Raw genomic sequence first — 13,146 nt, 5'->3', positions numbered from 1 at the left:
AACGACTTAAGCCGCAGGCGCCAAGGCGACGCGCAGCTTCTTGAACGCCGCCACTTCGATCTGACGGATACGCTCTGCCGACACGCCGAATTCCGCGGCCAGATCGTGCAAGGTGGCACCGCCATCGTCCTGCAACCAGCGGGCGCGCACAATGCGCTGCGAACGCTCGTCCAGCGTGTCGATCGCTTCTTCCAGGCCGCTGCCTTCCAGCATGTCCTGGGCACGACGCTCCAGCACGCGTGTGGGTTCCTCGTGTCCTTCATCGGACAGGTAGGAGATAGGCGCGAAATTGTCATCGTCGTCGTTGGCCGGGGCTTCCAGGGCCATATCGTGACCGGACAGACGCACTTCCATCTCGCTGACGTCCTGAGGACGCACATCGAGTTCACGTGCAATCGCGTCTACCTGGGCCGTATCCAGCGTTTGACCGTCCGGACGCATGCGGCGCAGATTGAAAAACAGTTTGCGTTGGGCCTTGGTGGTGGCCACTTTCACCATGCGCCAGTTGCGCACGACATATTCGTGGATCTCGGCCTTGATCCAGTGCACGGCAAAGGACACCAGACGTACACCGCGATCGGGGTCAAAGCGCTTGACGGCCTTCATCAGGCCCACGTTACCTTCCTGAATCAGGTCAGCATGCGGCAAGCCGTAACCCAAGTACTGGCGGGCAATGGAGACCACCAGACGCAGGTGCGACAAAATCAGTTCACGCGCAGCATCCAGGTCATCCTGGTCGCGCAGGCGCTGACCCAGCTCGGTTTCGCGTTCGGCGCTGAGCATGGGCAGGCGGTTAACAGCAGAAATATACGCTTCGATCGTCCCCAGTGCGCCTGGATTAGACACGGCGGCGACGAGTTCATTACCAGACGTCAGGGCCAAAGCGTTCGCTTGTTGTGTCATGGAAAATCCTTCAAAAGTCAGCCGGCGAGAGCACTAAACCAGGCTCTCAAACCGCAGAAAACGTATTTCAACAATCATTGAGTTTAGCACTCGATGGTCTGGAGTGCTAAAAATTTCGAGTACAGGAATAAGAGCGTCGCAGCAAGAAAAAGTTCACTACTGGAGGGAAAACTGCGGCAAATCGGTGGGCAGGACGCCACAAACAGGCAAAAAACCGTGGCTGCCTGAGAGTAACGCCTTAACACCCACCTGAAAATAACAAAGTGCGACCTTGTTTATCCAGCGATCACAGTCGCTCGGCGTGGAAATTCAGATGGTCCTGAATGAAGGTCGAGATGAAATAGTAGCCGTGGTCATAGCCGTCGTGACGGCGCAGGGTCAAAGGCTGTTTGGCCTGCTCGCACGCCTGCTCGAATACTTCCGGATACAGTTGTTCGGCCAGAAAGCCATCGCTCAAGCCCTGGTCCACCAAGATACCGGCAGGATACGGCGTACTGGTCTTGGCCATCAGGGCACTGGCGTCGTGTTGTTCCCAAGCCTGACGATCCTGACCCAGGTAGGCACCAAAGGCCTTTTCGCCCCAAGGGCAGCGGGTCGGCGCAGCAATAGGCGCAAAGGCCGACACGGAGCGGTACTTGCCAGGGTGGCGCAGAGCCAGCGTCAAGGCACCGTGCCCGCCCATGGAGTGACCAAAAATACCGACACGGCGGGCGTCGCCGGGCAGGATGGTCGTGACCAGATCAAACAGTTCCTGGGTCACATAGCTTTCCATGCGGTAATTCTTGCTCCAGCCGGGCTCAGTAGCATCCAGATAGAAACCGGCACCGGTTCCCAGATCCCAGCCATCGTCCTCCCCGTCCACACCAGCGCCACGCGGGCTGGTATCAGGGGTGACCAGCATGATGCCGTGCTCGGCAGCGTAGCGCTGGGCACCGGCCTTGATCATGAAGGTTTCTTCCGTGCAGGTCAGCCCTGCCAGAAAAAACAGCACAGGCACACGGCCTTGCCCGATAGCCTCTGCCAGGCTGGCAGCCCCTTTCTGAGCGCTGGCCTGTAGTTGTGGCGGCATGTACACAGAAAAACGCATGGGCAGGCCAATTGTCTGCGAAGCGTGTTGGTAGTAGCGCTGCCAACCATTAAAACAGCGGTGTTCGTTGAGCAGTTCCAGTGTCTGAGTCATAGCCCCCTCGTGTTCTCAATTGCAGATCCGGTCCAAAGCCCGTGGCACGCCCAAGGGCAGCATACGAGCTCTGAAACCGGGATAAAGGGGGCAGGCGACTGCCTGCGCCCTTTTCAAGCGACGTCTATCAGTACATCACCACCGAACGGATGGATTTACCGGCATTCATCAGGTCAAAGCCTTCGTTGATGCGCTCCAGCGGCAAGGTGTGGGTGATCAGATCATCGATATTGATCTTGCCATCCATGTACCAGTCCACAATCGTAGGCACGTCGGTACGGCCACGAGCGCCACCAAAGGCAGAGCCCTTCCATTCGCGGCCTGTGACCAGCTGGAACGGACGGGTGGAGATTTCGGCACCGGCTTCGGCCACACCAATAATGATGGACTGGCCCCAACCGCGGTGGCAGCACTCCAGTGCCTGACGCATCACCTTGGTGTTGCCGATACATTCGAAGGAGTAATCCGCGCCGCCGTCAGTCAGTTGAATAATGTGGTCGACCACGTTTTCAACCTCGTTAGGGTTCACGAAATCGGTCATGCCAAACTGGCGAGCCATGGCTTCGCGCTCGGGGTTGATGTCCACACCGATGATCTTGCCAGCACCAACCATCTTGGCGCCCTGGATCACGTTCAGGCCAATACCGCCCAAACCGAACACCACCACGTTAGCGCCCGCTTCCACCTTGGCGGTGAACAGCACAGCGCCCAAGCCTGTGGTCACACCACAGCCGATGTAGCACACCTTGTCGAAAGGTGCGTCGTTACGAATCTTGGCCAAGGCAATTTCCGGCACCACGATGTGGTTAGCGAAAGTCGATGTGCCCATGTAGTGGTGCACTGGCTTGCCGCCAATGGAGAAACGCGAGGTGCCATCGGGCATCAGGCCCTTGCCCTGAGTCGAACGGATCGCGGTACACAGGTTGGTCTTGCGCGACAGGCAGGATTTGCACTGGCGGCATTCGGGCGTGTACAGAGGGATCACGTGATCGCCGGGACGCAGGCTAGTCACGCCAGCACCTACATCCAGCACCACGCCTGCACCTTCATGGCCCAGAATCGCTGGGAACAAACCTTCTGGATCAGCACCCGACAAGGTGTAGTAATCGGTATGGCAAATGCCCGTCGCCTTGATTTCGACCAGCACTTCGCCCGCTTTGGGACCTGCCAGATCGACCTCTTCAATCGTTAGCGGAGCGCCCGCTTTCCAGGCAACAGCTGCACGTGTTTTCATGTGGTCCACCCTCCGGGTAAAAGTAATTATGGTTACGGCAAACTCGGTCCTTCGGGACCAAACTCTTAAAGTATAGAGAGTATTTTATAAGGCGCTGCCCGGCTGGCGGCACCTTGTATGGGTAAAGACCCGTACAAATCACCTGGCAGGCATCAATACAAGGACGATTTACCCGTCAGCAGCACGCCCAGGCGCAACATGCCATAAGCCAGATAATCGCCCAGTCGACTGAACAAACCCAGACGCTGATACTGGTCCGGGTAGACGCGCGCTGCATTGTGCTCGATCTCGTACTCCAGCTTGGCCTGCAGGTCCTGGGTGAAAGGCACATCCTGAATCAGCACATTAGCCTCGCGCGCCAGCAACAGGCTGAACGGGTCCAGATTGGACGAGCCCACCATGGAGTAATCGTCGATAACGGCGACTTTAGCGTGTAAATAGCTGGCCTTGTACTCGTACAGCTCGATGCCATGATCGAGCAGCTTCCCGTACATGAATCTACAGGCCCGATATTGCAGGAAGTATTCGGCATGGCCTTGCAGCAACAAACGCACCCGCACGCCTCGTTCCGCCGTCTGTTCGATACGGCGACGCAAGGTACGGCCCGGAAAGAAATAGGCATTGGCTAGCACCACCTGCTCCTGCGCTTTGCCGAGCAAGTGCAGATACGCCTGCTCAATCTGCTGCCGATGGCGCACATTGTCCCGCAGCAGCAAGCAGGCCCGTACTCCTTCAAAAACCTGCCCGGCCTGCTCCGCCTTCTTGCGCGCCTGACGCCGCTTGCGCCATTCACGCCACAGGGTAAAGCGCTGGGTGAAGCTGTCCCAATCCTTGCGTCTGCGCCAGGCCATGCGCAGCCATAGAGCCTGCTGAGCACGCACCATATCGTCGACAATCGGCCCTTCGCAGCGTACAGCAAAATCAAAGCGCGGCCTGCCCTGTCCATTGATCAGGGGCACTTCATCAAAGTCGTCCAGAATATTGATGCCACCCACAAAGCCAATGCGCTCATCGACCACCAGCATTTTCCGGTGCAGTCTGCGCAAACGTCGCAAGGACAAGCGCGGTTCGCGCCACCCTTGGGGTTTGGGGCGATAAATCCGGTAACGGGCACGCATGGCCTTCAACTGTTCGGCAATCTGCAAGGCATGCACATCACTGCCAAAGCCATCAATCACCACACGTACGCGTACACCCCGCTCACAGGCTCGTCGCAAGGCGTCCAGAACGCTGTGACCGCTGTCATCTAGGTTGAAGATATAGGTTTCCAGATGCAGACGCTTTTTCGCCTGATCGATAGCTTCGCAAATGGCCGGAAAGAACTCCTGGCCGTTTTGCAGCAAGGTGATTTGATTACCTTCGTGCCATAGTGGATCGCGCTTCAGACTCGGCATGCTTGCTAGGCCTATGCGTTAAGAAACCACTGAACGCCCCTTTACGGCAGCTCCAGCTCGGTCAGGATGGGGGCATGGTCGGACAACTGTTTCCAGGGGTCTCCCACCAGTACACGGGCATTACGCACTGCAAAACCACGCTGGTAGACACGATCCAGACGTAGCCAGGGAAATGCCGCGGGGAAGGTACGAGGCGGTGGCGTCATGCGTGCGGCACCGTTCACGCCCAACTGAATGCCTTGATCCGGCACGACCAGCCCGCTTTTGCGCATGGTACGCAGCCATTTGATGGGCTGACGCAGTCGGAAACGGTTATCGGCCTGACCACGAGGCGAGAACGAAAATACCTCGTACAGATTCAACTGCTGCACAAAGATGGGTGCCAGGCGGTTATTCCAGTCGTTGAAGTCGCCTGCAATCAGCAAGGGCTCGTCCGCAGGGACAATGCGCTTGATGCGATCGAGCAAGGCCTGAACCTGACGAACTCGGCCGCTGTTGAACAATCCCAGGTGCACCACAATGCAATGCACCGGACGGCCATCGACATCAATGACGGCATGAAGCAAACCGCGCTGCTCCATACGATGGTCAGAAATGTCCTGGTTTTCGTACTGCAGAATGGGAAAGCGCGACAGCAAGGCGTTGCCGTGGTCCGTATGAGGGCGAACCACGTTACACCCGTAAGCCGTATTCATGCGCAAGGCAGCGGCCAGGGATTCGTGCTGGGCGTCCAGACTGCCTTGCAGCTGGTTACGCCCCTGCACTTCCTGCAAAAACAACAAGTCGGGAGACAGTCCGTAAAGTCCCAGGCGCAGATCCGCCAAAGACTCCCGTTTGCCCGAAGCCGAGCGGCCTTTGTGAATGTTGTAGCTAACTACCCGAATCACTGACACGCCGTCCCCCGTTCTGACTTACTTGTTTTCAACAGCCCGCAGACGAATGTGCAACTCGCGCAACTGCTGCTCGTCCACAGCCGATGGGGCCTGGGTGAGCAGACACTGAGCACGCTGTGTCTTGGGGAAAGCAATCACGTCACGGATCGAATCGGCACCGGCCATCAGGGTGACCAGACGATCCAGACCCATAGCCAGACCACCGTGTGGAGGCGCGCCGTATTGCAGCGCATCCAGCAGGAAGCCGAACTTCAGTTGTGCTTCTTCAGGGCCGATCTTCAAGGCATTGAACACTTTGCTTTGAACGTCAGCACGGTGGATACGGACCGAACCGCCACCCACTTCCCAACCGTTCAGCACCATGTCGTAAGCCTTGGCAAAGGCCTTGCCGGGATCTGTTTCCAGCAGGTCCTCGTGGCCGTCTTTGGGGCTGGTGAAGGGGTGGTGAGCTGCAAAGTAGCGGTTTTCGCCCTCGTCGTATTCGAACATGGGGAAGTCCACCACCCACAGGGGTTTCCAACCTTCTTCAACCAGACCGTTCGCCTTACCGAATTCGCTGTGACCGATCTTGATACGCAGGGCACCAATCGCATCGTTCACGATCTTGGCCTTGTCAGCACCAAAGAAGATCAGGTCGCCGTTCTGGGCGCCCGTGCGCTCCATCACCTGTTTCAGAACCTCAACATTGATGTTCTTGACGATAGGCGACTGCAGACCTTCAGGGATTGAGGTCACATCGTTGACCTTGATGTAAGCCAGCCCCTTGGCACCGTAGATGCCGACGAACTTGGTGTATGCGTCGATTTCGCTACGTGGCATGGCGCCACCACCAGGAATGCGCAGAGCAACCACGCGGCAGGAGGGGTCGTTGGCCGGTGCGGAGAAGACCTTGAAGTCCACTTCACGCATCAGGTCAGCCACGTCCACGAACTCCAGCTTGACGCGCAGGTCAGGCTTGTCCGAACCGTAGCGCTGCATGGCCTCAGTCCAGCTCATGGTGGGGAACTTGGGCAGTTCCACGTTTTGCACAGTGCGGAAAATGTGCGTGACCATGCCTTCAAAAATATCGCGAATCTGCTCTTCGTTCAGGAAAGAGGTTTCGCAGTCGATCTGGGTAAATTCAGGCTGGCGGTCAGCACGCAAGTCTTCGTCGCGGAAGCACTTGGTGATCTGGTAGTAACGGTCAAAGCCCGACACCATCAGCATCTGCTTGAACAGCTGGGGCGACTGGGGCAATGCAAAGAATTCGCCTGCGTTCACACGCGAGGGAACCAGGTAGTCGCGAGCGCCTTCAGGGGTGCTCTTGGTCAACATGGGGGTTTCAATATCAATGAAACCCAGGTCGTCCAGGTAGCGACGGGATTGCATGGCCACTTTGTAGCGCAGCATCAGGTTGTTCTGCATCTGCGGACGGCGCAAATCCAGCACACGGTGCGTCAGACGCGTGGTTTCGGACAGATTGTCATCATCCAGCTGGAAAGCAGGCGTGACCGAAGCGTTCAGGATTTCGATTTCGTCGCAAACGATTTCAATCTCGCCCGAACGCAGATCAGGATTGACCGTGCCTTCAGGACGAGCCTGAACGCGGCCGGTAATGCGCAGGCAGTACTCATTACGGATACGTTCGGCCACTTCAAAGGCCTGAACGTTGTCAGGGTTGACGACAACCTGCGCCAGACCCTCACGGTCGCGCAGATCAATGAAAATCACACCCCCGTGGTCGCGGCGACGATGTACCCAGCCAAACAAATTGACCGTCTGGCCCAGGTATTCTTTGGAAACCTCGCCGGTATAACACGTACGCATCTAGGATGACTCCGAAATAGTAAAAACTGCAAATTGGAAAATTCAGGTTCCAGCCAAGGGGGGTGTCCCTTTGGGACCCTCCGGCTGGTCAGAAACAGGGGGCAAAGCGATCGGCTCGGTAGGGCTGACCACTCCCATGGATACGATGTATTTAAGCGCCGCATCCACTGTCATGTCGAGCTTGTGTACATCCGCCCGAGGCATCATCAGGAAAAAACCGGAAGTCGGGTTGGGCGTGGTGGGCACGTAGACGCTGACAAAGTCCTCTCCCAGAATCTGCGCCACTTGTCCGCCCGGCGTGCCGGTCAAAAAGGCAATGGTCCAGGAACCGGCCCTGGGATACTGCACCAGAACGGCCTCGCGAAACGCCTGACCATCGGGTGCCAACACCGTATCACTGACTTGTTTGACGGAATTATAAATGGAACGCACCAAAGGAATACGCCCAAGTAGCAATTCCCAACGATCCACAACGGCACGGCCCAGGTAATTGGCCGCCAGCAAACCCGTACCAAACAAGACAGCCAGCACCAGCACAATTCTAAAGCCGGGAATCCGCAGGCCGAACAGGGCCTGCGAAGACAGAAACTCCGGCACTACGCTCTCCAGCGTTTCGATCAGCAAGGTCAGCACCCAGACGGTGATGACCAAGGGCACCCAGATGAGCAGGCCAGTGACGAAATAACGCTTGAAGGGGCGCATAAGAAATGGTGTTAGCTGGACGATGAGGAAGAAGGTGTCGTCGCAGGCGCGGGTGTGGACGTAGCGCCACTGTCCGCGGGCTTGCTGCCACCCTGGTTACGAAAATCCGTTACATACCAGCCCGTACCCTTGAGCTGGAATCCGGCCGCCGTTACCTGTTTGGTAAAGGTAGGCTGGTTACATTCTGGACAAACCTCCAAAACGGGGTCCGACATTTTTTGCAGCACATCTTTTTCGTATTGGCACGAGCTGCATTTATACGCATAGATAGGCACGACTCACCCTAACAAAAAGCCGAAACAAACTTCGAGATACAAATAAGTAGGGTCGAAACCAGCAAATTCAAGCCGGAGACCCGTTCAATCAGCAACCGCAAAGGGTTCCCAGGGGCGCTTCTGCCGTGATTTTAGCCCTTTTGGCGTTCAATCGCACTGAACTTCGCCCCGGCCAGACAGGCCGCCCCTGGCGGCCATCCGGTTCAGATCAAAAACAGGCAGGCTGCGACCAGGGTTGGCACCATGGCACTGAGCAGCAAACGCAGAGGCGAGATCGCACCATCCGGGAAGCTGCCTTTCAGAATGGAGAAGCCGGCGGGGTTGGGCGCGTTGGCAATCACGGTCAGACCACCGCCCGTAACCGCACCGGCCACCAGCATATAGCGCCAGATATCCGAGGTGCCTTCCACCAGAGAGCCCAGATAGGTCAGTGCCGCGTTATCCGTTACTGCCGTCAAGGCCGTCGCCCCCCAGAACAGCACGGTGGGCGACAAGCCGCCCAGCAGATCCTGCAGCCACCACTTCTGCAGACCGCCCAGGACCACCAGACCGGCCAGGAAGAAACCGACCATCAGGCCTTCACGCACCAGCAAGGGGTTCTGGTAATGCTTGTAGGAGTGGGCGTAGCCAATAAACAGCATCAGCAGGGCCATGAACACAATGGGGTGATGCGCGCCCAGCACAATCGCCACCAGGAAAGCCACGTGAATGGCCATGACGGTAATGGGCACTGTACGCTGTGCCTGTTTTGTTTCAGGCATGCCCTGTCCCATTTCCATCAAGGCTTTACGGCAAACCAGGGTGACCAGGGTGGCATTGATCAAGACGGCCATCACAGCACGCCAACCAAAATGCGTCGCCATAAAGGCGGTGTCCCAGCCAAAGGTGCTGGCCACCATCAAGACCGGAGGGGCTGCATAGGCAGTCAGCACGCCACCAATAGAGACGTTCACAAACAGCACGCCCACGGTTAAATACTTGAAACCGGCATGGCCTTGGTGACGGAAATAGGCTTTGTGCAACAGCAGCGCCGCCAACGTCATGGCAGCAGGCTCGGTAATCAGGGAACCGGCCAGAGGCACTACCGAAATAGTGATGAAGTAGGTGGAAATCTTGTCAGACACGGGCACGGCACGCGCCAGCACCGACACCGTCTTGTTCACCAATTCCAGAATCGGACGGCTGGCAGCAACCACCATGATCGCGAACACAAACATGGGTTCGGTGAAGTTGCGGGTTTCCAGATACTCGATAGCGGACTGCAAATCCACAAAAACGGCCATATAGGCCACCAGCACACAGGCCCAGACGCCAAACACGGCCTCGACCTCGGACAACATGTGCCACAGCCCCGCGTGGCTGCCGCCTTTATTGGCCAGGCGGGCGAATACCGGAACCGAGAAGGTGTGGACGATGGCAATGGCAAATAGCGCCGTTGCGACATACTCAAGAGGAGAGGCCATTCTTCAAACCTTTAAAGCTTTACGTAAATTGCTTGAATGCAGATCAAGCCAGGCTGATCGTGCCAGCCAAAGCGGCCACCACCAGCAACACACCAACCCAGATGTTGGCACGGAAAAGGCGCAGGCCTCGTTCGGGATAGCGCACGTCAAACTGTCGCATCTGCCACAACAGATGAATGCCGATGACGGCCATCACCACGTAATACAAAATCCGCTCGTTCAGCAGAAAACCGCCCACCAGCCAGCAGGCCATGGCGGCGATGTAAAAACCGCTGATCCAGGTTTTGCCTGCATCGCGGAAACGCAGAGCCGTGGAGTGCAGGCCCAGCTTGGTATCGTCAGCCATGTCGATATAGGCATAGATGGAGTCGTAGCCCACCTGCCACAAAATCGCGCCCACCCACATCAGGATGGCGCCAAAAGGCACCATGTTCTGCGTATCGGACCAGGCCATCAACATGCCCCAGTTAAAGCAGATACCCAGAACCACTTGCGGCCAGTAGGTAAAACGCTTGCACAGGGGGTAAATCATCACGATCGGGAACAGGGCCAGTGCCAGCCAACGGCTGTACTCATTGATAGCCAGCAGCAGCAAGGCACACACGGCCATTTGCGCCAGCACGAAGATCACCGCCTGACGCATGGTGATCTGGCCACTGGTCAAGGGCCGGAAACGGGTACGTTCAACCTGATGGTCGAAATTACGGTCCGCCATATCGTTAAAGCAGCAGCCAATACCGCGCATCAACAAGGCGCCCAGAGAAAAGATCACCAAACGCCACAGGGTAGGAATACCGTCCGCTGCCTGCACCAGAGCGGCCAGAGCGGGCAAAAGGGTCAGCCAGGTGCCTACAGGCCGATCCAGCCGACACAAACGGGCATACGGCCCCCAGGACGCTGGCAAATAGCGGGCCACCCAGTCATTGTTGGGGCGCATATCGGACAGATCGGGACGCGGGGAAGATTCCGAAGCGGATGGAGATGTCATAGAGGTAAAACCTAAATCCAGGCCTCAAGCCATAGACTGAAAACAGGCATACCCTCTGGCAGAGGGTATGCGGTGGATTCCAGGAACCTGTTCATGCTCTGGGAGCAGGCAAAACACAATGGCCGGCGCTGAAAACCACAGCGCTGGCCGGGCCAGCGCATGAAAAGACGCAGACCCATCAGTCTGCGTCCCTTGCCTGCCAAACGGCGATCAGGCTTCCTTGATGAGTTTACCCAAGATGGCGATGCCTTCGCGAATTTTTTCCTCGGGCACGGTGGCAAAGCTCAGGCGCAGGGTGTTGCGCTTGACGTCCTTGCCGGCGTAGAAAGGTTCGCCCGGAACAAAGGCCACCAGGTTCTCAATGGCTTTTTGCAGCAGGACCGTCGCATCCACATGCTCGGGCAAGGTCACCCAAATGAACATGCCGCCTTCGGGACGGGTCCATTGAGCCGTCGTCGGGAAGTTCTTGTCCATGGCGTCCAGCATGATGGCGCACTGTTTCTGGTAAATATCGCGCACTTTGGGCAGGTGCTTTTCCAGGAAACCGTTATGGACGGCTTCGTAAACAGCCATCTGTGTCAGTGTGGAGGTATGCAAGTCCGTGGCCTGCTTGATCTGCACCAGTTTGTCGATGATCTTGGCGGGAGCCACGATGTAGCCCAGACGCAGGCCAGGAGCCAGCACTTTGGAGAAGGTACCCAGGCGTATCACGGTAGCACCAGCTTTGCGGCCCAAGGACAGCAGGCTGGGCAGACGCTCGCCGGCGTAACGCAGTTCACCGTAGGGATCGTCCTCGACGATCGGGATATGCGCAGCCGCACATCGCTCTACCAGGTCCTGACGGCGTTCCAGAGGCAGGCGCAGGCCGGTGGGGTTCTGGAAGTTGGGCAACGCGTACAACAGACGGGCACCCATGGCTTCAGGAGCCGACACGTACTCGGGGATCATGCCCTGGCCATCGGTAGGAATAGCCACGAACGAAGGATCGTACACAGACAGAGCCTGCAAAGCGCCCAGATAAGTAGGCGACTCCACCAGCACCTTGCTGCCTTCATCAATGAACAGCTTGCCCAGCATGTCCAGGGCTTGCTGCGAACCGTTCACCAGCAGGATTTCGTCGGCGTCCACAGGAGCGCCTTCGGCGCTCATTTGCTCTGCCAACCATTTGCGCAGGGGCAGATAGCCTTCCGTCGTGGTGTATTGCAGCGCCACACGGCCCTGCTCGCTCAGTACCTTGTTGAACGCGCTTTGCATTTCCTCGACAGGAAAGCCGACTGGAGTGGGTAGACCGCCCGCAAAGGAAATAATCTCGGGACGCGCAGTGACCTTGAGAATTTCACGAATTGCGGAGCCACTCAGTTTCTGGGCACGTTGGGAAAAGGTAAAAGACTGCGAGAGGGTATCCATGATTCGGGGAAGTCCTGAAGAAGAACGATTAAATACTTCATATGCAAACTTTCTAGCTTGCAATAAATAACGCAGGATGCCGAAAAAACCAGGCATCCTGCACCTTTGAATGAATTATGACTCGGGTTTATTAGCGTATACCTTGCCACCAAGCGGCTTGCAGCGCAAGTAGCTCAAGGGTTTGTGCTCGGGATTTACCCTGAAAAAACAGCCTGCCCTTCAAGACGATCGTCGCGCTTTGTCTATACTCAGCTATTGTATATACAATTGAAAATCCGCCCGGAGCCATGCCACCATGAGCCAGCCCCACCCTGCCACTTTGCTTCGTCTGCTAAACATCAGCAGCCTGCCCGCGCAGCCCTGGAAAAACGGTGGCGGCACCACGCGCGAGGTGCTTTGCCATCCCGAACATTCCGACTATGAGCACTTTGACTGGCGTATCAGCCTGGCCCAGGTCCAGACCTCTGGCGATTTTTCCCGCTTTCCCGGCATAGACCGACACATCATGTTGATCGAGGGCGACAACATGCAGCTGATTCACGACCAACACGTCCATGTGCTGCATCCATTCCAGCCATACGCCTTCGCTGGCGAGGACAAGATGGCCTGTTTGTTACCACTCGGTCCGACACAGGACTTGAACCTGATGCTGCGTCGGGGCCGAGCCCAAGGCAGCTTGCACGCATGGCAAGGACGAAGCGACTCCATGAAATTGGCCGCTGGTACGCATTTTCTGTACGCACCGCAAGGCGGCTATCAACTCCAGGCCGACACACACAGCTGGACCCTGGGCGCCGGGCAAGCCCTGACAGGCAGCACACCCGCCCCCTTGTCCCTGCAACTGCAGGCCGACCATGCTAATGCCCCGCTGGTCTACGCCTATATCGCTCCCACGGAATGA

The 13,146-nt window shown here is 57.2% G+C and carries 12 protein-coding genes; 1 reads left to right on the top strand and 11 read right to left on the bottom strand.

What is annotated here, in order from left to right:
* Positions 1–6: 6 nt before the first annotated feature.
* The 11 genes from rpoH to D0C27_RS04630 form a co-directional block, all read right to left on the bottom strand.
* Positions 7–903 carry an RNA polymerase sigma factor RpoH gene (rpoH, locus tag D0C27_RS04680; protein WP_009457472.1) on the bottom strand — a complete coding sequence of 299 codons (897 nt, stop codon included), beginning with the start codon at positions 901–903 and terminating at the stop codon, positions 7–9.
* 286 nt (positions 904–1,189) lie between these two features.
* Positions 1,190–2,083, bottom strand: a complete 894-nt coding sequence (gene fghA / locus D0C27_RS04675) for an S-formylglutathione hydrolase (RefSeq protein ID WP_035269721.1) — start codon at positions 2,081–2,083, stop codon at positions 1,190–1,192.
* A 127-nt stretch (positions 2,084–2,210) separates the two neighbouring features.
* A complete protein-coding gene (locus D0C27_RS04670; RefSeq protein WP_022983664.1) occupies positions 2,211–3,317 on the bottom strand; it encodes an S-(hydroxymethyl)glutathione dehydrogenase/class III alcohol dehydrogenase in 1,107 nt (368 codons plus the stop codon).
* Between the two features lie 152 nt (positions 3,318–3,469).
* Positions 3,470–4,711 (bottom strand): cardiolipin synthase ClsB, encoded by a 1,242-nt coding sequence (gene clsB, locus D0C27_RS04665; protein ID WP_137430517.1) that lies wholly within the window; start codon positions 4,709–4,711, stop codon positions 3,470–3,472.
* A 41-nt stretch (positions 4,712–4,752) separates the two neighbouring features.
* Positions 4,753–5,604 carry an endonuclease/exonuclease/phosphatase family protein gene (locus D0C27_RS04660; RefSeq protein WP_009457467.1) on the bottom strand — a complete coding sequence of 284 codons (852 nt, stop codon included), beginning with the start codon at positions 5,602–5,604 and terminating at the stop codon, positions 4,753–4,755.
* An 18-nt stretch (positions 5,605–5,622) separates the two neighbouring features.
* A complete protein-coding gene (gene aspS, locus D0C27_RS04655; RefSeq protein ID WP_009457464.1) occupies positions 5,623–7,410 on the bottom strand; it encodes an aspartate--tRNA ligase in 1,788 nt (595 codons plus the stop codon).
* A gap of 42 nt (positions 7,411–7,452) precedes the next feature.
* Positions 7,453–8,112: a DUF502 domain-containing protein gene (locus tag D0C27_RS04650; protein WP_009457462.1), complete on the bottom strand. Its 660-nt coding sequence runs from the start codon at positions 8,110–8,112 to the stop codon at positions 7,453–7,455.
* A gap of 11 nt (positions 8,113–8,123) precedes the next feature.
* Positions 8,124–8,327: an FmdB family zinc ribbon protein gene (locus D0C27_RS04645; RefSeq protein ID WP_371478382.1), complete on the bottom strand. Its 204-nt coding sequence runs from the start codon at positions 8,325–8,327 to the stop codon at positions 8,124–8,126.
* A 263-nt stretch (positions 8,328–8,590) separates the two neighbouring features.
* Positions 8,591–9,850: a putative Na+/H+ antiporter gene (locus D0C27_RS04640; RefSeq protein ID WP_035269716.1), complete on the bottom strand. Its 1,260-nt coding sequence runs from the start codon at positions 9,848–9,850 to the stop codon at positions 8,591–8,593.
* A gap of 43 nt (positions 9,851–9,893) precedes the next feature.
* Entirely contained in the window at positions 9,894–10,838 is a 945-nt protein-coding gene (gene ubiA / locus D0C27_RS04635; protein WP_035269713.1) for a 4-hydroxybenzoate octaprenyltransferase, read from the bottom strand.
* Between the two features lie 210 nt (positions 10,839–11,048).
* Positions 11,049–12,245, bottom strand: coding sequence for a PLP-dependent aminotransferase family protein (locus D0C27_RS04630; protein ID WP_115634570.1), 1,197 nt, complete (start codon positions 12,243–12,245; stop codon positions 11,049–11,051).
* 295 nt (positions 12,246–12,540) lie between these two features.
* On the opposite strand from D0C27_RS04630, the gene D0C27_RS04625 reads away from it, so the two are divergent.
* Complete coding sequence (locus D0C27_RS04625; protein WP_137430516.1) at positions 12,541–13,146, top strand: HutD/Ves family protein; 606 nt, start codon at positions 12,541–12,543, stop codon at positions 13,144–13,146.

Source organism: Alcaligenes faecalis, assembly GCF_005311025.1.
Taxonomy (GTDB): Bacteria; Pseudomonadota; Gammaproteobacteria; order Burkholderiales; family Burkholderiaceae_B; genus Alcaligenes; species Alcaligenes phenolicus.
The sequence above is the reverse complement of the archived record's forward strand: the minus strand, read 5'-3'. Positions and strand labels throughout refer to the sequence as shown.